Raw genomic sequence first — 26,608 nt, 5'->3', positions numbered from 1 at the left:
TGGTCTCGCCGTCCATGTAGGCGGCGAAGTTGCCGCGGTAGACGCGTATCGCCGGGCTGCACCACGGTTCCCAGCTTTTGCTTTCAAACCAATCCGTGTTGAAGATGTTTCTGTCCTCGCCCGCGAGCCGGAACTGCTTAAAGAGGCTGCCGCGGCTATGCCGAAGATCGCTTTTGAAGATATAGATACGCTTGTCGTCGACCAGTACGGCAAGGAGATAAGCGGAGCCGGCATGGACCCCAATATTACGGGACGCTTTCTCTTCGCGCCGGAAAAACAGATGGAGGGCTATCCGCATCCGAAAAAAATAGCTATTTTACGTATGACGGAGATGAGCCACGGCAACGCCGCGGGGCTTGGCATCGCCGATTTCGTCTGCAGGCGTTTCGCCGAGGAGCTCGACCTCGCCGCCACATACACCAACAGCCTCTCCTCGCCGCTCTGCATGGCGAAGATCCCGATGGTGATGAACAACGATTCCGATACGATCTACGCGGCGGCCTCGGCCTGCGGCAAGACGGAAATAAAAGACGTGCGGATAGTGAGAATCCACAACACCCTGGAGCTTGACCATATCTGGGTCTCAGAAAATTATCTGCCGGAGATAGAGGCGAACCAAAGTCTCAAAATGATTTCCGGCCCCGCCGAAATGGAATTCGGCACAGATGACAATCTCATAGATTTGCCCTGATTTTTTGCCTTCAAATTAGGATATCGCCGAGCCGCCGCCCCCTCTCCAGGGGGGCGGCGGCCTGTCCGTATATGTAAGCGACTGCCAAATATATTTATAAGTTACCTCTATATACAAAATTTAAATTTATATTTAATATCTCTTAAATAACTGGCAGCCTAAGATGGGCCGCCGTTTGGAGGCGACGTGGATAGATGGAATATTCGGCAAAGACGCTGACGATACTGCAAAATCTGATACGCATCCGTTCTTGTCTGCCAGAGGGCGACGAGCTCGATGTCGTCAAATATATTGTTTCGCTTTTCGAACCTTACGGTACGGCCGCCAATATCGTGCGGCACGGGGACAACAGGGCGTCGCTCGTACTTTCGCTGAAGGGAGACGGGAATGGCGCGAAGAGGGCTTTGATGGCCCACCTGGATACGGTGAGTCCGCTTGAACCGCGGCGGTGGCGCCATGCTCCGTTTGCCGCCGATTTTGACGGGGAAAAGGTATATGGCTGCGGCGCTTCAAGTTCAAAGGGCGGCGTCGCCGCAATTTGTGCCGCGGCGCTTTCGCTGCTTGAGAAAAAATGTCCGCCTTTTGAGGATACGCTGCTTTGTTTCACGGCGGGCGGCGACGACGACGGAATGGGCGCCAGGTCGCTCTTGGAGGGTGGTTTCCTCGATGGAATATCAGAGGTTATTTTCGCGGACCCCACCGGGCTTGGCATCGCGACCGCGCAAAAGGGGGCGGTCTGGATGAAGGCCAGGGTCTCCGGCCGTCGCGTGCATGTGCTCGAAGCGGAAAAAGGGATAGACGCGCTTTATTGGCTGCTGGAATTTGTCCGCCGTATTAAGGGGCTCCTGAAAGAGGCGCGCCCGCATTTCCTGCTGGGCGGCTCCACCGTATATCTGACCGGGGTCTCCACAAGCGAAAAAGAAGTATGTATCCTGCCGGAATCGGCGTGCGGAAATATCGATATAAGGCTGATACCAAGCGTTGATCTTGCCGGTTTTATTAAGGATACAGACCGCCTGATCGCGGAGATGACGGAAGAGGTCCCGGGGCTTTCGATAGATTATGACATTCTAAATGCGCGGCCGCCGGTCGGCGTGAGCGCCGATTCCCCTATCGTCAGGCGAATCGAGTCCATCTGCCGGCGGGAAGGGATCGAGAACGCCCGGTCAGGGCTCGGTTATTTTTCAGATTCTTCGGTCATTGTCAAGGAGCTCGGCGTCCCCTTTGTGATCCTTGGCCCGGGGGAGCGGGTCTTTGACGACAGGATGGATGAATATGTATATATGAGCAAGGTGTGTGCCGCTCAGAAAATATATGAAAAATATATGTCGGAATAATTTTTGCTGAAAAAGGGGGTGAGAGAGATATGAGTGGAAATGAGATCTTCTGGCAGTCCGGGACCTGGATGCTCTTCGCCGGTCAGGCGCTTGTGCTGGTGTTGATCGTCGCGCTGTATTTTTATATGGGGAAAAAGGAAAAAGAGGCTGGGAAAAAAGCCGGCTAAACGGTCACTGAGTTTAAGGAGGTAGTTTTATGAATTGGGCGTTGGTTTCGTTTTTTATTTATTTGGCGGCGATATGCCTCGTCGGCGTAGTCACTATGAGGATCGGCAATACTTATGAGGATTTTCTTATCGGCGGGAGAAGGATCGGACCATGGGTCTCGTCTTTTGCCCTGATAACGTCTTATATGAGCGGATATACTTATACGGCGGCCCCGGGACTCGGGTATGCCGGCGGGTACTCGGTGCTTTGGTGGGCGACGGGAGACGCTCCGGGCAACGCGATGAGTTTCGGCCTTCTTGGACGCCGCCTGAGAAAATATTCCGAGCTGCTTGGCGCGATCACGCTGCCGGAGTATTACGAAAAACGTTTTAACTCCCCGGCGCTGCGCGTGATCGCCGCGCTGGTAATCCTGCTCACGGTGAGTATGCACCTGGTGGCACAGTGGACCGCCTCCGGCAAGCTGCTGAGCGTCGTCTTCGGTACGGAATATTTCACCGGCATGCTGATCGGCTGCGTCGTCGTCCTTCTTTATACCATCATGGGCGGTTACCTGGCGGTGGTCTATACGGACTTTATTCAGGGACTGCTGATGTTCGCCGGAACGCAGGTGCTTTTCTGGGTGGCCCTTTTCAAGGTAGGGGGTTTTGCCGCGCTGAACGACAAACTTGGCGCCGTCAACCCCGCGCTGGTCACGCCGTGGGGGCCGGATATGGCCTATTACGGACTGCTTGCGGCGGCCACGCCGATAATTCTTATTATTATGGGCAGCTTTGGAATGCCGCATATCACGATCAAGCACTTTTCCATGCGCAATCCGAGCACGGCGCGCCAGGCGATGCTTATAACGGGGGTCTTCGTCGTGCTTTTCAGTTTTGTCTATTACATGACGGGGAGCCTCGCGAGGGTAATTCTCGGCGAGGGGCTTGCCGATGTGGAGCAGGCAGGAGTAAAGCTTTGGTTTTCGGTGCTGCCGCCTTTCTGGGCCGGCTTTTTGAGCTCGGCCGCCGTCGCCTCGCTGATGTCGACCGCCGACTCTTTCCTTTTGCTTCTTGTTTCAACGATCGCGCATGATCTGCTCAACCGTTTTTCAAAGCATGAAATACCGGAAAAGAAGCGGCTCTTTATTTCGAGGGTGCTTGTCCTCCTCGTCGCCGTGCTCTCTTTCATCGTCGCCATGAATCCGCCGGCGCTTGTCTTCACGATCGTGATCTTTGTCTTTGGCGGGATGGCGCTCGCCTTCGGAGTACCGAATCTTTTCTCGGTCTTCTGGAAGCGCACGACCGCCGCGGGAGTCATCGCCAGTATGATATGCTCGCTCTTTATCTATGTCGGAGCGACTTTGGGCAACTGGAACCTGTTGGGGCTGCACCCCTTTATCGCAGGGCTTGTCGTTGCAGTGGCGGTGCTGGTCGTCGTTTCGCTGTTTACGGAGCCGCCGCATAAACAGACGCTGGCGCTGTTTGATGCCGCCTCCGAATACGGCGATGTCCCTAAGGCCGTCGCCGCCGGCGCGTCCGCCGCGGTCAGCTGTGAGGCGCGCGCCGCCGTGAACGAACGGAGGGAGTTTTTTGATAAGGTGCTGGCACCGGCGGGTAACTGAGCTTCCCGCGGAGGTCGCGGGGAATGCCTGTGAGGCCGGCGAGTTCGGACGATATTTTTATCCGTACTGGCTTCTTGATCTGGCGGTCTCGGTAAAATTTCCTTTTATCGCTCCGCGCAGGGAACGGTTGCTTCTGGCGGTCGACGCGGTGAATTCGGGGGCGGGATTCCCGCCTCCGGGCGGCATCTATGAGACGGAGGCCGACGAAGATGAGCTGGTCTCCCCTCATATCGCCAAAGATGAACTGGACGGCGCGCGGCTGTCACAGATGATAAGGTTCGGCATGAAAAAACGGGCGCGCGCCTGGTCCGATATAAGTTACACGATCAACGGCATCGAGCTGGTGTATAAGGAGTGCTCGCTTTGGCGCGTACGTTATTCAAACGGTTCGGAGAGCGGTATCTCGCTCGATACGCTTACAGGAGAGTATGGAATAATCCCCATTAATGAGGGTATCAAGGAAAGGTGATTTTTTTGCGTGATAATCTGCGGCGTTGGACTGATATGACCTGGAAGGAGATCGAGGCGGAGCGCGGCGAGATGATCGCTCTGATCGTGAGCGGTTCGGTCGAGCAGCACGGACCGCACCTCCCCACCGGCACCGATCTCTATATCGCGATGGGGATGGCCGACCGTATCGCCTCTCTTCCGGGGGCCGGCGATGTGGCCGGGCGGCTTGTGATGCTGCCGCCTCTTTTCCATACTTACGCGAAAGAGAGCGACGGCTGGCGCGGTACGCTGAACTTTGACGGGAATACCCTCACGTTTGTGGTTCGTGATATCATAAAGGGTCTCTTTCGGCAGGGGATAAAAAAGGTCGTCTTGCTGAACGGTCATCTTGAAAGTTATTCGTTCATTCTCGAGGGGATAGAGCTGGCTGCGGAGGGGCGCGATGATGTTCGGGTGATGTCGGTCAACTGGTGGGATTTTATCGGGGACGAGCTTATCAGCGAGCTCTTCGCCGATCGATGGCCCGGCTGGGTTGCCGAGCACGCGGCGCTCACGGAGACCTCCATAATGCTCGCCCTTTATCCCGATTTAGTGAGGGCGGATCTGGCGGACGCCGGCGTCATTCCTAAACCGCTGCCCTATAAAATTTTCCCCCAGCCGCAGGAGGTGCGTCCGCCGTCCGGCATGTATGCGCCGGCTGAGGGCGCGTCGGCGGAGATCGGCGAACGATTGGTCTCCGAAGTCGTTAAAGGGCTTGTTCCAATAATAAGGGAACGATTTAATTAGAGTTTAGAGTATGGGAGAGTGAGGGACGTTGCCGGAGAAAGATCGTGACCGCTTTTTACGGGATACGATGCGCACCGCGCTTGAGAGCGGCGACATTCAGCGCGTCCTCTCGCTTTTTCGTGACTGGAGCGGCCTCGATTTTGCCTATATCGACGCGCGCACTAAAGCTATCTGCTGTACGCGGGGCGAACCGCAGTTTTATGAAGAGCTTCAGCTATATCCGGTCATGGAGCTGCTGCGCATCTATTCCGCCTGGGAGGTGACTAGGCAGTCATGCCGGCTTGGCTGGCTTGTAGCCGCGTCTCCCGCCGGAAGTGAGTGCGCCTGTCAGGCGGAAGCTCCCTTTGTGGCCGATGCGCTGGCGGTCTGCCATCTCAGTAAATTCACGCGCTGCCTGGCCGATGGCGGGGAGGAAAGTTCCTTCACGGCGAAGCTCTTTGCCGCCAAAGAGGAAGACGAAGCGTATTGCCTTGGAATGCTCAGAGAGGGCGGCGTTGAACTATCGAAAGGGTTTTGCGCGGCATCCTTCTTCTCGGAGCTCGGCGGCCCGGCGGAGGCCAGGCTGTTGGAGCGCTTTCGCGGTATTGCGGAGGGCGCCGGCGTCAAATTTTTTGTCTCCGGGGACGAACGGGTAAAGAACTTCATCATCTTCCATAACGGCCGCGGAATGCGTCAAACTATCGTTACCAACCTTATCACACTATGGGAACATTCCGCGCGAGAGGGACAGATATCTTCCGAGGGCAGAATATGCTGGGGCTGGAGCGGCGAAGGGCTGTCATACGGCGACATCCCGCGCTGCCTCTCGCAGGCGTTCTTTGTGGTGAAACACGGCCTCATACGCGGAGCCGTTCCTCCCGTCCTTAGGTGGGAAGAGCTTGGCCTCTGGCGGGTTTTTGCCGCGCTGTCGGAGTCCGCCGACTTTAGCGCCTATGCCGCCGATTGCCTGAAGGAGATAATAAAGTACGACGAAACGCATCAGAGCCGCCTGATGATGACGCTCCATACTTTTGTTTGCCACAGCTGGAACCTCACCGCCGTCTCTAAGGAACTCTGGCTGCATTACAACTCGATGAAATACCGCTACAACAAGATCGCGGCACTGCTGGGCAAAAACCTTGACGATCCCGAGGTCCGTTTCAAACTAACGGTCATTTTCTATATATACGCTTACTCGCTCTCTCCGTTGGAATATTTGAATTCCGCCCGCGGCTTATAAGATAAAAAGGCGTGAGCCAAACAACGGCCCCGGCCGCGCCTCCCTTTGGGGGTGGCTCGGCCGGGGCCGCCGCTTAAAATTTTTGCCGTCAGCCGCCGTTCTCTTCTCCCATGTCTTTGTCGACGATCACGCCGCGGTTGGTCTCGCCGTCCATGTAGGCGGCGAAGTTGCCGCGGTAGACGCGTATCGCCGGGCTGCACCACGGTTCCCAGCTTTTGCTTTCAAACCAATCCGTGTTGAAGATGTTTCTGTCCTCTCCCGCGAAGACGGGCATGTAGAGGACGCCGTCGACTTCGAGGTCGGAGAAGAAGTGCGTGCCGTAGGAGAGCTCCGGCATGAAGCCGAGGCGCGGGATGCCGAGCTCCACCATGCCGCGGCAGTTCGTCAGTTCGCTGTACTGTACCGGCACGCCAAGCTCGGGGTTGCTGGAGCCGATGCGCCCGGGGGCGACGAGGAGGTAGGGCTCTCCGTCCGAGGCCCTGTTCAGCTCGCCAAGGAGGCGCGCCGTGCCGTAGAAGTCGCGCTGGGCGTAGTATAGGTTGAAGTCCACGTAGACGATCTTGGTTATCTGCGGTATCGCGCCGTGTGTCACCATGCGGTCGGCCTGCAGCAGGATCTGCTTCGGCGAGAGCGCGGGGATGCCGCCCTCGAGGTGGTTGTTGGACCAGAAGGGACGCGCCTGGATAAGGCAGAAGGAGTCCTCCGTGGGCTCAAAGGCGAATTCCATGTCGACCGGAACGCCCATCTTGCCCTCCAGCAGCTTCAGCGTCTTTTTGATGCGTTTGTAGAAGTCCGGATACATGCGCGGGAAGCTGTCGAAGGTGAAGCAGACCTTCGTTCCCGGCGAGAGCGAGGCCATATTTTTCATTATCTGGAAGAAGCAGCCTTCGCCCTCGTCGCAGCGGTATATCTGCGCGTAGGCGGCAAAATCGGGATGGTAGGTGAGCAGCTGTTTCCACTCTTTTTTGATATCAAGGGTCGTTATCTGGTTGGGGCGCTCTTCGTCGATGACGTGAAAGGACTCCTGCGCGATCGCCGATATCCTCTCGGGGGCGAAGCCTTCGGGGCGCAGTATCGGATTGGTCAGCGACACCGTGCGCGCGTAGCCGCGTTTTGTGCTCATCGTGCCCATGCCGAAGACCATGCGCACAAGCCCGTCGTCCTGTTTTACGCGCGTCGTCCAGCGGCGGAAGTTCTGCGAGTAGCCGACGCCGGCCATCGTCGGGTAGTAATAACGCCCTCGCCAGCGGCCCGCCATGCGGATGATGATTATTCCCATATCGTCGTCGCCGAGGTCGTGGCGCGCCCGGTAGTCGGCGGCCGCGGGGAAGAAGGTGCGCGAGTAGATGCGCCGCACCTCGTTTTCGACGGCGGCGGCACGCGCCTCGAGGTTCCCGCAGTTGTTGCCGAGGAAGTTCGTCAGGTATTTGCCGGCGAAGGAATGTTTTACGTCGTCCTCCAGCCGGCTTGAGCTGCGGATGACGACGGGGTCGTGCATATCCGCAAGAAAGGTGCGGATGTACATGCCGGCCGTCTCCGGCAGCGGCGTCTCAAGGAAGACCCGCTCGATCTCCTGCGGATCGTTGTTCGCGAGCAGCGTGCCGAGGCGCGGCACCTTTTCGAGAAACTGGTGGAAGATCTCGATGCTGAGGTATATGGAGCGCGGCACCTTCGTCCTGCTCATCTGTTCGTCGCCGCTGTCGCGAAGCTGCCGCAGCGCGAAGAGCAGCGAACGTCCCTTTCCCCCGATCGTGCCGCGCCCGCAGATCAGCGGTGCGAACTCAGGGTCGTCATGCGGCTGCCATTCAAAGTAGAGTTCTCTTGCTCGGTCTGCAGAGGTCATGTTATCACTTGCCTTCCGGGGTCTTGTCTATTACGATTCCGGTCTCCGTGTCTCCGTCGAGCAGTACGTCAAAGCACCCTTCGTAGTGTCTTACGGCTGGGTGTGATATCGTCTGCCACGGATGACTCTCGAACCACTCTCTGTTATATACGTTGTTTTTCACGCCGTCAAATACCGGCAGATAGAGGATGTTGTCCCCGTCGAGGTCGAGGAAGAAGTGCGTCCCGTATGAAAGCTCGGGGGCCATGCCCTTTTGCGGGATGCCGAGCTCCACGAGGCAGCCGGAGTTGGAGAGTTCGTTGTAACGCACCGGCACGCCGAGCAGCGGGTTCGAGCTGCCCCAGCGGCCCGGGCCGACGAGGATGTAGCGCTCGCCGTCAAGCCTGTCGTTTATCTCTCCCACGGCGCGCGCGATGTCGGCGAAGTCCGCCTGCTTGCCGTAAATATCCGGATCGACGAAGACGATGTGCCGCGTGCATTCCAGTCTGCCGTTGGCGACCATGCGGTCGCCGCGCAGGATGGTCTTCCGCGGCGGCGTGTCGGGGATCTCCACACGCCCCTTGTCGTCGTAGACGGAGAGAGGGCGCAGCTGCACGAGCGTAAAGCGGTCGTCGCTCACCTCATAGGCGAACTCCATGTCCACGGGGAGCTGGAGCTCTTCTTCAAACAGCGAAAGGAGTTTCTTGAGCCGCGTGAAGAGTTTGGGGCAGCGGCTCGGCAGCTCGGAAAAGGTGAAGACCGGGCGCGGAGCGTTCATGTTGCTTGGATCTGTGTGTATCCAGTGGAACGCGTTGTCGTCGAACCATTGCAGGTAGGTGGGAGCCATCCGGTGTTTTTTCAGGATGTCCTTGATGGTGACGGAAATGTGCTGCGAGGTGAATTTGCGGTGCTCGATGTCGACATAGTCGTAGTGCTCCTGCGAATGGGTCACTATCTCATGGGGCTTCGTCCCCTCGGGGCGGAGGTTGGGGTTTGTCAGGTAAAATGTCCTGGCGTAGGCCCTGTCGACGGTGCGGGTGCCGAGGCCGAAGCAGATGCGCACGACGCCGTCCTCTTTCCTGATCCGCGGCGAGGGCCGGCGAAAGACCTTCGAGAAGGCGGCTCCCGCAAGCTCGGGATAGAACATGTTCCCGTACCGGCGTCCCTCGATGGGCTGGATCAGGACGGCCATGCGCTCCCCTCCCCACTGGATGCCGTGCTTGCGTTTGTATTCCCGCGCGGCGGGATTGTAGGTGGAGGCGTAGACGATCTTTATCGCCCTTACGAGTTCGGCGCGGCGTTCTTCGCGCGAACCGGCGTTGGATGAAAAGCGCGTCGCGTATTTTCCCGCGAATGAGAGGTTGACGTCGTCCTCAAGCGTCGAGGAGGAACGCACGGAGATAGGGACCTCTATCAGGTCCAGTATCTTTTCGATCGGCCCGTCGAGCGAGGGCGGCAGGCTGGCCGCCTCGCATATTTTGTAAAGCTCTGGCGCGTCCGAGTGCGCGCGCAGATTCATCAGCCTCTCCCAGAGGTTGTTCTGCTCCATGAATTCGTCGAAGACCGAGGTGGTGATGACGAAGGAATATTTTGGCAGATGCACGTCCTCCAGCAGCCCGTTCTTTTCCAGAATATGGTGCGCGAAAGAGAGCCCCTTCGCCTTTCCCCCGATACGCCCGTCGCCGATCAGCCAGCCGCGCTCTTCATAAAATGGGGCCGGGTCGAAACTCCTATAGAAATCTCCGTAATTCATAGCGTCCCTCCTAACAGGTTCCATCTCATCCCATGACTAAAAATTCCGTCATTGTAACTCATTATTATAGACTATATTTTAATTTCTTCAAAGCACAGATTTAACATGATGAAATGTTCGCGCGATCTCGCCGCGCCGGGAAACGTGTCCCGTCCGCCGGGCGCCGCGGTTCAAAGGGGGCTGGCGCAAGTTACATAAACGCAACAATATTTTAACGTTTTTTTTACTGTGCGCTTTGCTGCGTGGTTTAAGATAATAATGGTGATAATGATGTTAGAGAAGAGGCTCCAGACAGGAGATGATCCGACGATGATAATGAACAACAGAGAGCTGAGCTGGCTGGTCTTCAACGACCGCGTGCTGCAGGAGGCGCAGGATAAGAGCGTGCCGCTGATGCAGCGGCTCAAGTTCCTCGGGATTTTTTCAAATAATCAGGACGAATTCGTGAAGGTGCGCGTCGCGAAGCTGATACGCCTGAGCCGCCTCAAAGGACTCAAGGGGGCGCAGGCCGCTAAGGCGCGCGCCGCAGCCGAGGTCCTGCCCCTGCTCTACGCGCGTATGTCCGAGTCGCAGGAAAAGTTTGACGAAATATATTACGGCATTCTCGCGGAGATGGCGGAGATCGGGATAAACGTGGTGAACGAGCGGCGGCTCACGGAGGGGCAGGAGCAGTTCTGCGCCGATTATTACGCCTCCGTCGTCAGCGAGCGCATCGTGCCGCTCTTGATCCGCAAGACTACGAAGATGCCCTTTATCGGCGACGGCGATATCTACCTGGCGGTGAAGATGACCGGCGGCAAGGGCAAAAATGTGCGCTACGCCTTTATTCAGATCCCCGTGAGCAGCGCCTGCCCGCGCTTCGTCGAGCTGCCTTCGGCGGAGGGACGCCGCGACATCATCTTTCTTGACGACATAATCCGGCTCTGTCTGCGCGAGATATTCTTTATGTTCAGCTGTGAGACGATCAGCGCGCACACCTTCCGCGTCGTGCGCGACGCGCAGATCGAGATGGACGGCGACATCTCCAAGAGCCTGATGGAAAAGATGGAGGAGGGCATCGAAAACAGGTACCGCGGCAATCCTGTGCGGCTGATCTATGACCGCGATATGCCGGAGGACCTCCTCTCACTGATCGTATCCAAGCTGTCCCTGAAGCTCGGCCCCTCTCTCGACCCCGGCGGACGCTATCATCTCAAGCGCGATCTCATGAAATTCCCGCGCGTCTGTCCGCGCCTCGAAGAGAAGCTGCCGGCGCCGATGCGCCACCCCGCGATCGCGCCCTTCGCCGGCGTCTTCAAGGCGACCGCGAAGCGCGACGTGATGCTCCACTTCCCCTACCACACCTTCAACCATGTGATAGACTTCCTGCGCGAGGCGGCGATCGACCCGAAGGTGGAAAGCATCTCCATCACCCTTTACCGGACGGCGGAGCATTCCAAGGTGATAAACGCCCTCATCGGGGCGGCGAAAAACGGCAAGCGCGTCACCGTCATCATGGAGCTGCTCGCGCGCTTCGACGAGGGGCAGAACATCGAATACGCCGACATCCTCCAGCGCGCGGGGGTGCGCGTCATCGACGGCGTCGCCGGATTGAAGGTGCACTGCAAGCTGATACTCGCAGAACGCCGTGAGCGCGGCGGCGTCAAAGGCTACGCCTATATCGGCACCGGCAACTTCAACGAATCGACGGCGAAGATCTATTCCGACTTCGGCCTGCTCACCTGCCGCCGCGAGATCGTATCTGAGACGCGCGCCGTCTTTGATTCCATCGTCTCGCACAAGCCGCTTTCCTGTAAGGAGCTCCTCGTCGCGCCTTACAATATGCGCGCCCGCTTCGAGGAGCTTGCGGAAGAGGAGATAAAACAGGCGAAAAAGGGCAGGAAGGCCTACATCAAGGCGAAGTTCAACAGCCTTACCGACCCGGAAATGATAAACCTGCTATACAGGGCGAGCCGCGCCGGGGTCAGGATAAGCCTCATCGTGAGGGGAGCCTGCTGCCTCCAGCCGGGAGTCGAAGGCCTCAGCGAGAACATCAGGGTGATAAGCATCATCGACATCTACCTTGAACACGCGAGGATGGCGATCTTCTGCGGCGGCGGCGAGGAGAAATATTTTATTCTCAGCGCCGACTGGATGACGCGGAACCTCAACCGCCGCATCGAAGTCGGCACGCCGGTCTACGATCCCGCCATCCGCAGACAGCTGAAAAAGGTCTTTGAAATGCAATGGGGCGACAACGTCAAGGCCCGGGACATGGCTGTATTTGGAGCCAACGAATACGTAAAGGGCGAAGGGAAAGAGAGATGCCGTTCACAGTTGGCCCTCCATGATTTTTACAAGAAAGCCGCCGAAAAGGGGGACGAAGAACAATGAGAGATATGAATACGATAGCGGCGCTCGACATCGGGAGCAACGCCGTCCGCTTTCTGATCTGCAATATAGAAGAATCATGCGACGCGAAGAAATGCCGGAAAGTCGCTTTCCTGCGCGTACCCGTGCGTCTCGGCGAGGACGTCTTCACCGAGGGGCGGATAAGCTCGCGCAGGCGCGCGCTGCTCTGCGAGGCGATGCAGGGCTTTGCCCATCTCATGAAGACCTTCGATGTGAAGGATTACCGCGCCTGCGCCACCAGCGCGATGCGCGAAGCGAAAAACGGCGGCGAGGTCCTCGAGGAGATCCGGGAAAAGAGCGGCATCTCCGTGGAGGTGATATCCGGCCTTGAGGAGGCGGAAATAATATACGCGGCGGGCGTTCCCACGGCCGGCGGCGAAAACTGGAAAGATTCCCTCCACATCGACGTCGGCGGCGGCAGCACCGAGATCGTCGTCTACGCCGGCGGCCGCGTCGCGGAGTCTCACTCTTTCCGGCTCGGAACGGTGCGCATGCTGAAAAACGCCGTCAAAGAGGAGGAGAAAGAACTCTTCAAAAGCGAGCTGCGAAAGATCGGCGATAAATATCAGAATCTGCGCATGATCGGCTCGGGCGGCAACATAAACAAGGCGCAAAAGCTGCTCAACAAACGGGTGGGCGAGCCGCTGAACTTCGTCGAGCTCAGGATGCTCTACGACACGCTGAAAAAAATGACCTTTGAGGAACGGATAAAAAACTTCAAACTCAACCCCTACCGCGCCGACGTCATCATTCCGGCGCTGAAAATATTCCTCACCGTCAGCAAACTCTGCCGCGCGCCGACGATAATCGTGCCGCAGGTGGGGCTGGTGGACGGGATCATCTCCATCCTCCACGCCAAGCAGTCGGTAAAAAACAGATAAATACCTGTCCCGCGCCTCCCCGGGACGCGCGAGCCTTCCGGGGAGCCCTCTGATTTCTTTTCCTGTTTTCTGTTTCATCTGCAAAAAATTGCTATCGCGATAATGGCATAGCGCTATATAAAAGTGAATATTGACACAATTGGTACGAAAGATTTAAATATACTCGTTGATATCGATAAAATATAATCGATATTAAAAGCGCGACGAAGGGAAATGAGGCTGCGGCCTCCCTCCTATGTAGCATAGAGATGACTTATCAATTTGAGAAAGGATGATTTTTATGTCAAACATCATTATCGCTCCCGGCAAATATGTACAGGGCAAGGGCGAGCTCTCAAAGCTCGGCGGCTATGTGGAAAAACTCGGCTCGAAGCCGTTTATTCTGGTAAGCCCCTCCGGCATGAAACGTGTAAAAGAACCCATCACAAAGAGTTTCGGCGCGACGACGCCGCTCTTTGAAGAATTTTGCGGCGAGTGCAGCAAAAAGGAGATAAACCGCCTCATCGGGAAGATGGGCGACTGCGACGTCGTCATCGGCGTCGGCGGCGGCAAGATACTCGACACCGTAAAGGCCGTCGCCCACTACGCGAAGAAGCCCGTCGTCATCGTGCCGACGATCGCCTCGACCGACGCCCCCTGCAGCGCGCTCTCCGTCATCTACAGCGACGAGGGCGTCTTTGAGGAGTACCTTTTCCTGCCCGCGAATCCGAATCTCGTGCTGGTCGACACCGACGTCGTTTCGGCGGCGCCCGCCCGCCTGCTCGTCAGCGGCATGGGCGACGCGCTGGCGACCTATTTCGAGGCCCGCGCGGTAAAGGCCTCCGACTCCGGCACCTGCGCCGGCGGCAAGGCGACGAACGCCGCGATCTCGCTTGCGAAGCTTTGCTACGACACGCTGATCGAGAACGGCCTGCGCGCGAAACTCGCCGTCGAACGCCACGTCTGCACCAGGGCCGTCGAAAACGTCATCGAGGCCAACACCCTCCTCAGCGGCATCGGCTTTGAGAGCGGGGGGCTCGCCGCGGCGCACGCCGTACACAACGGGCTGACCGTCCTTGAGGCGAGCCACCAGTTCTACCACGGCGAAAAGGTCGCCTTCGGAACGCTTGTCCAGCTCGTGCTTGAAGACGCGCCGACCAAGGAGATCGAAGAGGTCATCGATTTCTGCCTCGACGTGGACCTGCCCGTCTGCCTTGAGGATATCGGCATCACCGACCCGAAGCCCGAAGAGATCATGGCGGCGGCGGAGGCGACCTGCGCTCCCGCCGAAACGATCCACAACATGCCCTTCGAGGTGACGCCGGACAAAGTCTACGCGGCGATCATGGGCGCCGACGCGCTCGGCCGCTTCTACAAAGGCAAATAAGCTCTTCCGCATAAAAGACCGACAAAGGTCCTTCGGCCCAATCGCGCCGGAGGGCCCTTTTTTGCCTTTTTGCGCCGCGGATTTACGCCGAGGCCATAAAAAACACACAACGTGATGATAAAATGGAGCGGTATAAAGAATGAAATGGGCCCGAGGCCCTGAAAGGGTAAAAGTTATGGCTGAAAAAAGGCGCGTATACCTGATGAGGCACGCTAAGCCCGAACTGCCGATGAACGGCCGGGTATATTACGGACAGACAGACTACCCCCTCTCCGCCCAGGGGATCGCGGCGGCGGAAGAGGTAGGGGAATATCTGAAAGGTAAAATTACCTTTGATTATCTGTACGCAAGCGATATGATACGCGCGCAGCAGACGGCCCGGCTAGTGGCGCCCTACCTTCCGATAACGACGGTCCCCGCCCTGCGCGAGGTAAACCTGGGGGAATGGGAAGGACGCGGCTACGACGAGGTGCGGGAGCAGTTCCGCGAGATATACGAGGCGCGCGGCGTGAAGTTCGCGGAGGTCGCTCCTCCCGGCGGCGAGACCTTTGGCGAGCTGCAGCGGCGCACGGTGCCGGCCTTTGAGGAGATACTGTCGGCCCGCCGGAGCGGCGCCATCCTCATCGTGGCGCACGGCGCGGCGATATGGAGCATAATGGCGCGCTGTTTCGGCCTCGACCTCAACGACATGTTTTTCTTCTCGCAGGACTACTGCGGCATCCACGTACTGGAGCCGGCGAACGGGCGTATGCGAATGTATCAGTACAATTGGCTGCCGCTGCTCAAAGCGGCGGTGTAAAAACATCCGGGGCCTTTGCGCCCAACAGGAGGCGGCGGTAAGATGAGAAAAAATAGGGGCGGTATAACGACGGTCCTGGTGATAATGATCGTCGTCGCGATGCTTGCCGCGACGGCGTGGCTCGTGATAGGCACGCTGAGAAAACATAACGTCGAGCAGGGGCTGGCCAGCCTGGAGAGAGGCGACTACACCCAGGCCGCGCTCTGTTTGGAAAAGGCGGCGCGCTACTCGCTGCGCCCCGACGCGGCGGTGCTCTTTCACCTCGCCGAAGCGCGCCTGAAGCTCGGCGACATCACGGCGGCTAAGGGCAGCCTTGAAAAGGTCATCTCCCTGGAGCCGCGAAACGCCGCCGCCAGGTACGAACTGGGAAAAATATACGTCAACGAAAAGAACTTCGGGGCGGCCAGGTCCGAGATCTCGGCGCTTGAGGAGATAGGCTCGGAAGAGGCGAAGGGATACGCCGACGAACTGAAAAGTTCGATCCAGACGGGGGCCGTGAAAGGTTTCTTTGACGAGCTCCTGAAAAAGATCATTCCCGGCGGCATCCCTGACGCGCTGAAAAACGCCGTGCCCGGAACCGAAGACTAACTGCCGCCCGGCGAAAGGAAAATGGTATGCGGATAAAATACAAAGGGCTCCCGGCGGCGCTTTTGCTGCTTGGATTCACGGTGTTTCCCGCCTCCGGCGCTTCCGTGCCGAAAGCGATGGATGTCGCGAAGAGCCCTCTTCATAAAAACTACTTTGAGATCCCCGTCGCCGTGGTGCCGCGCGCGGGCTACAACTTCAAAAAAACGGAATCAGGCGTCGCCGACAATGCTAAAAAGGTCTCGCTGGACGCCGTACTGCTCCATATGCCCTACACGCGGCTGCTGGATGAGATAACCAACGACTGCCTGAAGAAGGGAAATATGGAGGTCAAGTCGCGCTCCTCGTTCATCTGGAACGGCAGCGCGGCGGAACTTCTCAAAATATTCCAGCCCAACGGCAAGACCGTGATCGGGAAATGGGTGCTCATCGTCGACCGCGGGGCCGATACATGCTGGATGATAAGCGGAGCCTACAACGCCAAAGACACAAAAGCGGCGCAGGCCATGCTGGACACCATAAAGAGCTCCTGGTGGCCCGCGGACGGAACGGGACGGCCGGCCGCGGCGGCCACGCTGCCTGCAAACGTCAATACGAAGGGAACGCCCTTCCGCATCGCGGGTTTCCGGCAGGATTCGCTGATATACACGAAGGACGGGCGCATTCCGACACAGGACCCCGACCAGGCTCTCTATGTCATCTCGCACGTTCCCGGCCAATACATCCCCACGGAAAAACGCGGATCGTTTGCGGAAGAACACATCGCCGACGTCGAACGGGGAGCGAAGCTGGAGATAATATCCCGGACGCAGGAGACGGTAAACGGGCTGCCGGCGATCGTCACCGTAGCCTATACCGAGGGGGAACCGCAGTCCCTCATCTACCAGGCGGTGATTTTTAAATCATCCAAGGTGACATTGCTGGTGGGCATCGCGCGCAAAAATATACCGAAAAACCTTGAAGCGTTCCATAAACTGACGGCCTCCTACAAAGAGGACTGAATAACAGAGTAAACCCGTGAAAAACGAAAAGGAGATGAATGCTGTGAAAAAATAATATCGGCGCTGCTCATGACGCTTATTTTCGCCGCGGCGGCCGCCGCGAACCCGCCCGGCCCCCCGCCGCATCACAACGGAGGACCAGGCCCCGGACCGGGACCCAGACCGGGACCGCCCCCGGGACCCAGGCCCGGTTCAGGGCCTCCCCCGCGCCCGATGCCGCCGCGTCCGATGCCGCCGGGACCCCCTCCGGGATACAGGCCGGGACCGGCACCCGGATGGAGGCCGACTCCGCCGCCACCGCCGCCAAGATACGACAGATATCACAGATACGACAGCTATCGCTGGGATACCGGATGGTTCAGCGGGGGATTGGGGATCGGAGTGCTCCTCGGCACGATGCTGAATAACCAGGCGCAGGCGCAGGCCGAGGCGAACGCGATCGCCAAGCAGCAGGCCTACGAACGTAAGGTCGCGGAGGTCCAAAACGCCGCCCGTGACATCGCCTCGACGCAGAGCGCCCACGTGATGCAGATAATATCGCAGGCTGGGCCAGAATATGCCCTGCAGGATCTCAACAGCTACTGGCAGGCGCAGGGGCAGGCAACGTTTCTTGACGCCCGCACCCCCGTCAGCGTGCTCAAAGTCGCGGGTTTTCAGCAGGAGCTAACGATACTCTATACCGTGGACCAGTCGCGGCAGAACGTCACCGTGACGGTGAACGCTCCCCAGTACAGTATTTCGGAGAGCAGCACCGCGCAGTACACACCTCCCGCGCCGGCGGCGCCGGCGAAGAGCGCCGCCAGGATGATGGGCTTTACCGTTGCGGACGACGCGCGCAGCCCCGAAGGTTTCCTGCTCGTGCGCGACGTGACGCCGGCGACGGCGGCAGCCTACGTGGGGCTGAAAAACGGGGCCGTGCTCTATAAGATCGACGGCTACAGCACCGCCCAGGTCGGAGTTGAACAGATGGGCGCATACATAAAGGGCCGCGCCGACGCCGACGCGGCGGTGGAGATCACCTTCTCCGACGGCGGAAAGCAGAAAACGGCCAACATCAAGCTATAAGCGGCCGGCGCGCCGTCCGGTACCGGTGAACGGAGCCGGAACGCCGCGAAATTTTGTAAAAAGTATTGCGCCAACCGCGGAAGTCGTGATAGACTAATGTTTGTGCAAGCGGACCCGTAGCTCAGCTGGATAGAGCGACTGCCTCCTAAGCAGTAGGTCATCGGTTCAATTCCGGTCGGGCCCGCCATTAAAAAATCTGCGATAGCAACAACTTTCGGGGCCTCCGGTTTTTTCGGAGAGCCCCGTTTTCTTATTGTGTTTTTCTTCAGGTACGCTGCGGGTGCGAAATTTGCATCGCTAAATCACGTGCAATTAACAGTGCAATTAACAGCGGAAAAACATTATCAAATTGCTTGACAAATTATTTTCCCGGTAGTATCCTCACACACAAGTTGAATACGGAAACCGATGAGGCGGAGATAAAATCTCTATATGCGCCTTACAGAGAGCGGGGATGGTGAGAAACCGCGGGAACGGCAGAGGGGTAAATGGACCGCAGAGGGCGTACGGAAAGGGGTTTCCCCGAGTATGGTACGACGCGGGCGCGGCGTTAAAAGCGCGGGAGCGTGTTAGCGCTCTGCGAGCGGGCCGTGTATACGGCCAACGAAGGTGGCACCGCAGATAAAAATCAATCTGTCCTTCGGCATGAGAGAGATCCATGCCGAAGGACAGATTTTTTTATAGACAAGAGATTTTAGAACAGACAAGATCAGAAAGGACAGATAAGAATGAACAGCACAGAGACAGGCAGAGAGAGAACGGCAATGGTGGAAGAGAGGTCCGCGGGGCTTTCCGTGGCACAGATAATGCTGGTGGCGGTACTGCTGGCGGCGGGGGCGGTGATGAAGTTTTTCATCGGTTCGATATTTTCGGCGGGGATGAAGCCGAATTTCATCATCGCCATGTATTGCCTCGCGATACTCCTCGTGCGGCCGCGTTTTAAGGAGGCGGCGATAATCGGGCTGCTCGCGGGCGCGGTCTGCCAGTTTTTCCCCGGCACACCATATCTCAACTTCCCCAGCGAGCTGGCGGGGGCGCTTGTAATGGCGCTCTTCGCCAGGATGGACGGCCGCGCTGGCGGCTTCCTCATGCCGGCGGTTTCGACCTTCGTCACGACGGTGGTGAGCGGCGGCGTCTTCATGGCGCTGCTTTACGCGCTCTTCTTCTCCGGCGGCACGACGGCCCCCGCGCCGCTCGCGGTCTTCGCGGGGATAATCTTCGGCACCGCCGCCGTAAACAGCATAATCGTACAGGTGCTCTACATACCGGTCTCCGCCGCCCTCAAAATGCGCGCGGCGGCAAGATAGGGACGGCGCCCGATGATCTCCGTCGAAAACCTCTCATTCATTTATGACGGCTCTGAGCGGCGCGCGCTGAACGAGATCTCGCTGCGCATTCCCCGCGGAGCTTTCGTTGGAGTGACGGGAGCGAGCCGCTCGGGGAAGAGCACGCTGCTTCGCGCGATGGCGGGGATCGTGCCCCATTACCTGCGCGGCCGTTTCTTCGGGGCGGTGAAGGTGGGGGGCCTGGACACGCTCGACACCGCTCCGCAGCAGATCGCGCATATCGTCGGTTTCGTCGGGGAGGATATCGAGAGCCAGATGATCTGCGAAACGGTGGAGGAAGAGCTCCTCTTCGGCCTGGAAAACTTCGCCGTGCCGCGCGAAGAGATCGAGCCGCGCCTCGCGGCGGCGCTTGAGATGCTCTCCATCTCGCCGCTGCGCGGACGGAAGATATCTTCTCTCTCCGGCGGGCAGAGGCAAAAGACCGCGCTTGCCGCGATGCTGGCCCTTTCGCCACAGGTGCTTATCCTTGACAACCCCTCCGCCGAGCTCGACCCGGCGGCTACCGAGAGCCTCTACGACGCCCTTGCCGCGCTCAACTCACGCGGCATGACGGTGATCGCGGCGGAACAGAAGGTGGGCACGCTCTGCCGTTTCGCGACACAGATGATCGTGATGGACGACGGAGGCGCGCTTCTCTGCGGCGCGGCGCAGCAGGTGATGAACGATACGGCGGCGCTCGCCGCGGCCGGCGTCATGCGCCCGCGCCGGATAGAGCTCGGCGCGCGGCTCCGCGCGGAGGGGCTATACGACGGGGACATGCCGCTCGATATCCCGCGGGCGGCGGCGATGGTGAGGGGGATATGCAATGATAGAGTTTAGGAATGTCTCATACAGCTACGGAGACGGCCCGCTGCTTTCAAACATTTCTTTCCATCTCGCGGACGGCTCCTTCACCGCCGTGGCCGGCGAGAACGGCGCGGGTAAATCGACGCTCTGCCGCCTCGCGGCGGCGCTGCTGCGCCCCACGGGCGGGGAGATCGTAAGCAACGGCCTTTGCACCTCAAAGGAAAAGGGGGCCGCATTCGCCGCGTTCACCGGCTTTTTGTTCCAGAATCCCGACCGCCAGATCTGCCGCGCCACCGTCTATGAGGAGATAATGTTCGGCCTGCGCTGCATAAGTTCCAACGTCAAAGAGGCCGAACACGCCGCCGCGGAGATGATCGAGGAGTTCGGATTTTCACCGGATCAGGAGATCTTCTACATGAGCCGGGGCGAACGTCAGATGCTTGCGCTGGCCTCGGTGCTGGCGCGCAGGCCCAGGATTCTGATCGCCGACGAGCCGACATCCGGACTCGACTGCCGCCAGTACGGCTTCGTCGCCCGTAAGCTGAGAGAGGCGCGGGAGCGGGGAGCGACGGTGCTGATGGTAACGCATGACATGGAGCTTGCCGAAGAGACCGCCGACGAGATGCTGGTTGTCGGAGGCGGCGCGGTGAGGGCTCACGGCCCGGCGGCGGAGCTGCTGTCAGACGGGGAGCTTATGGAGAGATCCTCGCTGCGCCGCACCGAAATGCGCGAATTGGCCGATATTCTCGGCGGTGACTTCGCGAAGGCCGGTTCTGTGGACGAGATGGCAGAAATCATAAAAGAGAGAAAAAAGAGGATGGTGGCATAGATGAACGGACTTTTTGACTGCGCGGGCGGCGACGGTTTCATATACCGCCTGAATCCTTCGGTAAAGATACTGATCGCCTTCGCGGCGGGCATGGCCGCCTTCGCCGTGAAGAGCATCACGGGCGCGCTCTTTATCGCGGCGCTGACGGTCGCGGCCGCGGCGATCTCGGGCCTCGGCAGGAAGGCTCTGTCAATGGCCCTTTTGCTTGTAAAAATATCAACGCTGCTGTTCGTGATACAGCTTCTCTGCGCGAGGGGCGGACAGGTGATCTTTGCGGCGGGGCCGCTGATGATCACCGACGAAGGGCTGCGCTTTTCGCTGCTGATGGTGGCAAAGCTCATCGCCGCCTCCCTGCCGCTGATGCTGGCGCTCTCCGCCACGCAGCGCGGCGACCTCGCGAACTCCCTCGTGCAGAACTGCCGCCTGCCCTACCGGTACGCCTTCGCGCTGACCGCGACGCTTAAATTCATCCCCACCCTAGCCTCGGAAATGGCTCAGGTAATGGAGGCGCAGCGCGCGCGCGGGATAGACTTCGAGGTGCGCAACCCGCTGAAAAAGGCGGCTCTCATCGTCCCTCTCTGCCTGCCGCTTTTGCTTTCCTGCGTCCGTAAAATAGAAAACAGCGCCGTCGCCGCCCAACTGCGCGGCTTCGAGCTGCGCCGCCGTGAGAGCGGCTACAAGCGCTACCCCGTCGGTATAAAAGAGGCAGCGGCCGCCGCGGTGAGCGCGGTAGGATTTTTTGTCGCCTTTATCCTGTAAATCGGCGTTTATAAAAATCGGCACGAATAAGCACCGTATGCGTCATAAGCCGGCCCCTGAGTGTCCTGCGGCAAACGCACCCGCATGCCGCGGCAATGTGGATAATTTGAAAAGAGTTCCCCGCCAATGGCGGGGAACATTGCCTTGCAATCGCCGTATGGAGAATACGGCTCCGGTACTCAGAGACCGGCTTATTTAGCCTACGGCACTTCTCCCGACTTTGGCACTTTTGTCTCACGAATCCGGTGATATCAAGCCTTTTCAAAAACACAAGGTACTACATTTACTAGTAGGGCATGCAGCACCTTGTGTTTTTCATTATTATGAATTATGAGGACTCCGCTTCTTTTACGCTCTTCTTTACTGTACGGAGTTATACCGGTTCCTGTACTGGACCATGGACGTTATTTCTCTCGGAACGGTGGTGCGTTTGATACCAAGCACTTTGTTTATCTTTTTCATCTCTGACGTCTGTTCCATCGGGACGCGCAAACGCCTTCCGTTGCTTTTGTCTCTTATTATTACAGACGTTTCGCCGAGCAATGCCTCCCTGATTCGCTTCACGCTCATCTGGTCCTGCTGCTGAAGAAGCAGTCTCTTCTGAAGCTGCCTCATCATCGCAAAGGATATGTAGCAGAGCGCTATATGGCCGCGTATCCTGGATTCCGTCCAATGATACATCGGACGGATCTTAAGGTCGCTCTTCGATATGCGGAAGCTCTCTTCTATTTTCCATAATGAATGGTAGCGGGAGAGCGCCTCTCTTATCTCTTCTTCCGTCCCGAGCGGCAGATCGGTCATTATTCCGTGCAGGCCGTCCCATTTGCCGTCCTGTTCTATTTTTACCGTGTCACGCTCGTAACTGGCTTCGTTTTCTCCCTCCGCAACTTTAAGGAAGCGCGAGGTCCCTCTGTTGCCTATGAGGTTTTTCCCTTTTACTTTACCGCTGCCGTTAAGTTTCTTTTCCAATCTTGTGAGAAGTTCTTCCCTGTCGCAGGCGTCTTTTTCGGCTCTTTTGCTGTCCCAGGTGACAAGCAGGTTCCGTCCGCCTTCCAGCTTCATTACTTTGTATTTAAGGATACGTTTGTTTTCTGTGTCTGAAACTGAGTCTGCCTCGTCAAAACAATGAACCGGCGCTGTAAACGACGTATAGGACGAAAGCTCCAGTATCTCTGCCTTCTCGCTTTTCTTCATCGATTTGAGGCGGGCGCCTACGATATAGTTCAGCCCTTCTTCGTTGAGTTTTGCCATATTCTCTTTGGTAAGCATGCCGCTGTCGGCTACCACTACGCCTCCGCTTTCCTCGTAAACGTTTCTGCGCCAGTCTGAGACGAACGACTTTATTGAATCTCCTTCCCACGTTTTCCCTGGGAATATTTCATACCACAGCGGCAGCCCTTCCGTCGTCGCCGCCAGCGCCATTATTATCTGCGTCTCTTTGAATTTTGCGTCTTTGCTGTAACCACACTGCCGCAGACCGTCCTCTTTAAAGCTCTCGTAATATAGTGTGGTAGCGTCAAAGAGGATAAGCGTCGGTTTTGACGCGAAAAGACCCTCTGTCTGGCTCTTTATTATCCTCTTTACCGTTTCTTCCCGTTCGCACAGAGTATCCATGAGTCGATACATACGGTCCACAGAGACTTCGCTGCGGCACGCTTCGCGAAGCCACTGCACCATGCCACGCTTGCTGGAGGGGTGAGCCATAGTATTGGCAAGCGCCTGCTTCAAGAGAGAGACCTTGCCCATCTCACGCGCGCTGCTTTTGAAAATATGGTCCAACCCCAAAAGATCGTACAGCTTTTCTGCCGCGTTCATCGGCCCCTCTATGATCGTCGCTTCATTCACCATATCCGAGATCTTTATATACGCGCCATCTTCGACCGGGCGTTCATATCTGCAGATCCCTTCTTCCGCCTCCTCGACGGAAGGTTCAAAAAGAAGAGTCTGGCTTGAAGCCTTCTTTGCCCTCTCCTGCTCCAGAGATTCGATGATCTTAGCTCCAAGAGCCCTCATCTGCTGCTCCTCTTCATCTGAATAAGCCACGCCAATATGCTGGATGATCCGGGTCGAGACAGACTTACCGTGCCGCACCGATTCAACGATCTGTATTGCCTTCCTTGGGCTGTTGGGTGATTTATTCGCTCTTATATACATAAAGACATTATATCTAAAAACCGGGAGAAAAGCAATAGGTAGTATTCACTAGGTACTACATTTTTGGGTTTTTTGCCCTCTTTTTGGGGTACATTTGGAAGTTGTTGGTGCTACTTGTTAATCACTATTTCACTAATGGTTCGTATTATCGTATTTTGAGAAAAGTGCCGAAGTCGGGAATAAGCACCGTATGCGTCATAAGCCGGCCCCTGAGTGTCCTGCGGCAAACGCACCCGCATGCCGCGGCAATGTGGATAATTTGAAAAGAGTTCCCCGCCAATGGCGGGGAACATTGCCTTGCAATCGCCGTATGGAGAATACGGCTCCGGTACTCAGAGACCGGCTTATTTAGCCTACGGCACTTCTTCGCGCCGATTTTTTTGTTATTATGCAAAACTGCTATCGTTGATTTCCTTTAGGAAAGGGTAAAGATAAACTGCGATTTACCGCTCTGCCCTCCCGTCGCTCCGGCCTCCGAGCCGGAGCCAAGTGGCGTTGATTTTACATGCGCTGGTGGAGCAAAAACATAGAGCCGCTTGGCCCCGGGGCAAGCCCGGGGCGACGGAGTACCAGTGCCGGCATGACAAGATAAATCGCAGTTTTTATTCTTTTACACTTCGGACACACCCATCAGCGGCCGACTCCGATGGCGGCGACGAAGTCCCTTTCGGACATCGCGGAGCTTTCGGATATAAACAGGACCTTGCCGTCGATCGGCGAGAGGATCTTTTCCGTCGGCGTGCCGAAATAGTCGGTGAGCATCCCTATCATCTGGCCGCGTTTGACGGCGTCTCCTACGTTGACCCTTCTGTAGTGGATACCGCTTCCCTTTGTGCACACCAGCTCCATGTTTTCAAATATCTGCGGCCGTCCTACCGGCTGGACGCTGCCGCGTAACGACCCGAAACGGCGCATGACGTTTTTTATTCCCTCGGTGTGGGTGTTCACGTTGTCGGCCGAGGCGATCCCCAGCCCTCCGGTCTGGAACAAGACTGAGGGAATGCCGATATTTTCGTAGACGCTTGCGTAGCAGGTGCCTTTGTCCGACCAGCGCCCATCCGTTTCAGTAATCATGATATTGGGCAGGCCATAGTAATAGGCCATCTCATGTGAACGGTCGTTGAGATCGCCTTTTCGGCCCCGATGATATATTGCGAATGGCGCGGACCTTTCCAGCACTTCGCCGCAGTGAAGATCCATATGATAGTCGGCGCCCTTTATCTCGTCAAAAATTTTTGCCGCCAGCATATCCCTGTGATCTCCCTTCGTCCTGCCCGGGAAGTTGCGGTTCAGGTTGTCGCCGCCCAAGGGAGAAAGCGACACGCGGCGCGATTCAAAAGCGGAGGTATCGCACACGGTGATTATCTTTACGCTGCCTTTGACATCAGACGGAGATAGCTCTCGAAACAGCTTTACCGCCGCCAGCACGCCGCAGAATTCGCCTCCGTGTATTCCCGCGGTGACGACCGCGTCAGGTCCTTCGGCGTCGCCGATCACCAAAGCGACGGGAAGTTCGAACTTCCGGCCTTCCTCTGTCTGGAATTGTAGTAGCTCTGTCTTTTTTCCTCCCATTTCAACTTCCCTCTTTTTCATTCAATATATTTTTATCCGAAATCGGGAAATACCAGTCCCCCGTGGCATTTCCTCTTTTTGTTTTTTTAAAACCATTCTATTATCAGATAACTGATAATAGAAAAATTATAAATAAAGAGATAAAAAGGAACTTAGAAAAATGCCGCCGCCCTCTTTATCCGGTTACGTCCAAAAATTGTCCGCCTGTATGAAATAGATCAGGCAGAACTTTAACGCGGTGAAATCGCAATGCCGAAAAACAGATAATAACATAATCCACGATATATTATACATTATTTATAAAAAATCATATAAATCTATCTCTATAAAGAGCTGCGGTGTTCTTCACGTTGTTATGCGGCGAAAATGCTGTAAAGTACCAAACCGCCGGCCGCATCTCACGGAACTCGGAGAGCTCCGTTCGTGTCACGCCGTCTTTTTTATGGTTTTTTATCGTATTTCCAGATTATAAGGTATAATTTCCCTGTTCTCCTAAGATAAAAATTTTTCTTTTTAAGAAAACGAATATAGTCTAAACAAAAATTTTTAAGAAGTCAAATGGAGAAAACCCCAGAGGGATATGATTTTATTGATTTATGACAAAAGTTGGTATAAAAGAGATAATAGGTTTGAGAAAAATTGTGCATAATAAACAGTATATAAAACCTGGCGATATGGATTAATATATTGTCGTCTGGTCAATCAAACCAAAAAAAATGGGGTGTCGTCATGAAATGTTACGCGAAATATTATTTTGACGGAGTCGGGACTCTGACGCTTGGCGAAGATGATGGTAAGCTGACCGATCTGCATTTCGCCAGCAGCGGCACCCACCCCGGCGGAGACTTGATGATGAGTGAAACGCCGCTTCTCGCCGAGGCGTGCCGGCAGTTAGGCGAATATTTCACCGGAGAACGTAAGAGCTTCGAACTCCCGCTCGCACCCAAGGGAACGCCGTTCCAGCTGCGCTGCTGGGAGGCGCTGCTGCGGATACCCTACGGCGCTACGACGACCTACGGCGATATCGCGCGGGCCGTGGGTTCGCCGAAGGGTTTTCGCGCGGTGGGGCTGGCAAACAACAGGAACCCGATCGCGATCATAATTCCCTGCCACCGCGTCATAGGTTCGGACGGAAAACTTGTCGGCTTCGGCGGCGGCCTTGACGTAAAGAGTTTTCTGCTGATGCATGAAGCGCAGCATCTGAACCAATGAAAATCGGCGCTTAGAAGCGCGATTTATCCTGTCATG

At 56.9% G+C, this 26,608-nt stretch carries 23 protein-coding genes and 1 tRNA gene; 20 read left to right on the top strand and 4 right to left on the bottom strand.

The annotated features are described in order from the left end of the window. Positions 1 to 157: 157 nt before the first annotated feature. From CLOEV_RS00285 to CLOEV_RS00260, 7 genes are all read left to right on the top strand, one after another. Complete coding sequence (locus tag CLOEV_RS00285; protein ID WP_051484749.1) at positions 158 to 691, top strand: hypothetical protein; 534 nt, start codon at positions 158 to 160, stop codon at positions 689 to 691. A 194-nt stretch (positions 692 to 885) separates the two neighbouring features. After that, complete coding sequence (locus CLOEV_RS00280) at positions 886 to 2,028, top strand: M20/M25/M40 family metallo-hydrolase (RefSeq protein WP_008708588.1); 1,143 nt, start codon at positions 886 to 888, stop codon at positions 2,026 to 2,028. A 29-nt stretch (positions 2,029 to 2,057) separates the two neighbouring features. Further along, positions 2,058 to 2,195, top strand: coding sequence for a hypothetical protein (locus CLOEV_RS16670; protein WP_008708587.1), 138 nt, complete (start codon positions 2,058 to 2,060; stop codon positions 2,193 to 2,195). A 29-nt stretch (positions 2,196 to 2,224) separates the two neighbouring features. After that, the gene (locus CLOEV_RS00275; RefSeq protein WP_008708586.1) at positions 2,225 to 3,796 is read left to right on the top strand and encodes a sodium/proline symporter; all 1,572 of its coding nucleotides are present in this window, start codon (positions 2,225 to 2,227) and stop codon (positions 3,794 to 3,796) included. After that, complete coding sequence (locus CLOEV_RS00270; protein ID WP_034441237.1) at positions 3,765 to 4,265, top strand: hypothetical protein; 501 nt, start codon at positions 3,765 to 3,767, stop codon at positions 4,263 to 4,265. The genes CLOEV_RS00275 and CLOEV_RS00270 overlap by 32 nt, the downstream gene beginning before the upstream one ends. Positions 4,266 to 4,300: 35 nt before the next feature. Next, positions 4,301 to 5,032, top strand: coding sequence for a creatininase family protein (locus tag CLOEV_RS00265; RefSeq protein WP_034441235.1), 732 nt, complete (start codon positions 4,301 to 4,303; stop codon positions 5,030 to 5,032). Between the two features lie 28 nt (positions 5,033 to 5,060). Beyond that, positions 5,061 to 6,251: a PucR family transcriptional regulator gene (locus tag CLOEV_RS00260; RefSeq protein WP_034441233.1), complete on the top strand. Its 1,191-nt coding sequence runs from the start codon at positions 5,061 to 5,063 to the stop codon at positions 6,249 to 6,251. Positions 6,252 to 6,339: 88 nt separating this feature from the next. Here CLOEV_RS00260 and CLOEV_RS00255 read toward each other — a convergent pair whose 3' ends face one another. Then, on the bottom strand, positions 6,340 to 8,094 hold the full coding sequence (locus CLOEV_RS00255) for a PEP/pyruvate-binding domain-containing protein (RefSeq protein ID WP_051484748.1): 1,755 nt from the start codon (positions 8,092 to 8,094) through the stop codon (positions 6,340 to 6,342). 4 nt (positions 8,095 to 8,098) lie between these two features. Next, a complete protein-coding gene (locus CLOEV_RS00250) occupies positions 8,099 to 9,826 on the bottom strand; it encodes a PEP/pyruvate-binding domain-containing protein (RefSeq protein ID WP_034441231.1) in 1,728 nt (575 codons plus the stop codon). Positions 9,827 to 10,135: 309 nt separating this feature from the next. Here CLOEV_RS00250 and ppk1 point away from each other — a divergent pair, with 309 nt between their 5' ends. The 12 genes from ppk1 to CLOEV_RS00190 all read left to right on the top strand — a co-directional run bounded on the left by ppk1 (position 10,136) and on the right by CLOEV_RS00190 (position 21,634). Next, the gene (ppk1, locus tag CLOEV_RS00245; RefSeq protein ID WP_174401620.1) at positions 10,136 to 12,199 is read left to right on the top strand and encodes a polyphosphate kinase 1; all 2,064 of its coding nucleotides are present in this window, start codon (positions 10,136 to 10,138) and stop codon (positions 12,197 to 12,199) included. Next, positions 12,196 to 13,098 (top strand): Ppx/GppA phosphatase family protein, encoded by a 903-nt coding sequence (locus tag CLOEV_RS00240; RefSeq protein ID WP_008708573.1) that lies wholly within the window; start codon positions 12,196 to 12,198, stop codon positions 13,096 to 13,098. Before ppk1 ends, CLOEV_RS00240 begins: the two co-directional genes overlap by 4 nt. Positions 13,099 to 13,378: 280 nt before the next feature. Further along, positions 13,379 to 14,464 (top strand): glycerol dehydrogenase, encoded by a 1,086-nt coding sequence (locus CLOEV_RS00235; protein ID WP_034441229.1) that lies wholly within the window; start codon positions 13,379 to 13,381, stop codon positions 14,462 to 14,464. 175 nt (positions 14,465 to 14,639) lie between these two features. Continuing rightward, positions 14,640 to 15,263 carry a histidine phosphatase family protein gene (locus CLOEV_RS00230; protein ID WP_051484745.1) on the top strand — a complete coding sequence of 208 codons (624 nt, stop codon included), beginning with the start codon at positions 14,640 to 14,642 and terminating at the stop codon, positions 15,261 to 15,263. A 42-nt stretch (positions 15,264 to 15,305) separates the two neighbouring features. After that, a complete protein-coding gene (locus tag CLOEV_RS00225; protein ID WP_008708567.1) occupies positions 15,306 to 15,851 on the top strand; it encodes a tetratricopeptide repeat protein in 546 nt (181 codons plus the stop codon). Between the two features lie 26 nt (positions 15,852 to 15,877). Beyond that, positions 15,878 to 16,849, top strand: coding sequence for a hypothetical protein (locus tag CLOEV_RS00220; protein ID WP_008708565.1), 972 nt, complete (start codon positions 15,878 to 15,880; stop codon positions 16,847 to 16,849). Between the two features lie 369 nt (positions 16,850 to 17,218). Beyond that, entirely contained in the window at positions 17,219 to 17,914 is a 696-nt protein-coding gene (locus tag CLOEV_RS15565) for a S41 family peptidase (protein ID WP_051484744.1), read from the top strand. A 110-nt stretch (positions 17,915 to 18,024) separates the two neighbouring features. Continuing rightward, a tRNA-Arg gene (locus CLOEV_RS00210) sits at positions 18,025 to 18,101 on the top strand. Positions 18,102 to 18,642: 541 nt separating this feature from the next. Continuing rightward, complete coding sequence (locus tag CLOEV_RS00205) at positions 18,643 to 19,221, top strand: tryptophan transporter (RefSeq protein WP_008708563.1); 579 nt, start codon at positions 18,643 to 18,645, stop codon at positions 19,219 to 19,221. A 12-nt stretch (positions 19,222 to 19,233) separates the two neighbouring features. Continuing rightward, positions 19,234 to 20,079, top strand: coding sequence for an energy-coupling factor ABC transporter ATP-binding protein (locus tag CLOEV_RS00200; RefSeq protein ID WP_034441227.1), 846 nt, complete (start codon positions 19,234 to 19,236; stop codon positions 20,077 to 20,079). After that, positions 20,066 to 20,875, top strand: coding sequence for an energy-coupling factor ABC transporter ATP-binding protein (locus CLOEV_RS00195; RefSeq protein ID WP_034441225.1), 810 nt, complete (start codon positions 20,066 to 20,068; stop codon positions 20,873 to 20,875). The genes CLOEV_RS00200 and CLOEV_RS00195 overlap by 14 nt, the downstream gene beginning before the upstream one ends. Next, positions 20,876 to 21,634, top strand: coding sequence for an energy-coupling factor transporter transmembrane component T family protein (locus CLOEV_RS00190; protein WP_034441223.1), 759 nt, complete (start codon positions 20,876 to 20,878; stop codon positions 21,632 to 21,634). A gap of 360 nt (positions 21,635 to 21,994) precedes the next feature. Here the strand turns inward: CLOEV_RS00190 and CLOEV_RS00185 are convergent, their stop codons facing one another. After that, a complete protein-coding gene (locus tag CLOEV_RS00185; protein ID WP_084482124.1) occupies positions 21,995 to 23,788 on the bottom strand; it encodes an IS1634 family transposase in 1,794 nt (597 codons plus the stop codon). Between the two features lie 630 nt (positions 23,789 to 24,418). Continuing rightward, positions 24,419 to 25,360, bottom strand: a complete 942-nt coding sequence (locus tag CLOEV_RS00180) for a M14 family metallopeptidase (RefSeq protein ID WP_008708558.1) — start codon at positions 25,358 to 25,360, stop codon at positions 24,419 to 24,421. A 729-nt stretch (positions 25,361 to 26,089) separates the two neighbouring features. Here CLOEV_RS00180 and CLOEV_RS00175 point away from each other — a divergent pair. Then, positions 26,090 to 26,572: a methylated-DNA--[protein]-cysteine S-methyltransferase gene (locus CLOEV_RS00175; protein WP_008708557.1), complete on the top strand. Its 483-nt coding sequence runs from the start codon at positions 26,090 to 26,092 to the stop codon at positions 26,570 to 26,572. The last annotated feature ends 36 nt before the right edge of the window (positions 26,573 to 26,608 follow it).

It is taken from the genome of Cloacibacillus evryensis DSM 19522, from assembly GCF_000585335.1.
GTDB lineage: Bacteria > Synergistota > Synergistia > Synergistales > Synergistaceae > Cloacibacillus > Cloacibacillus evryensis.
The sequence above is the reverse complement of the archived record's forward strand: the minus strand, read 5'-3'. Positions and strand labels throughout refer to the sequence as shown.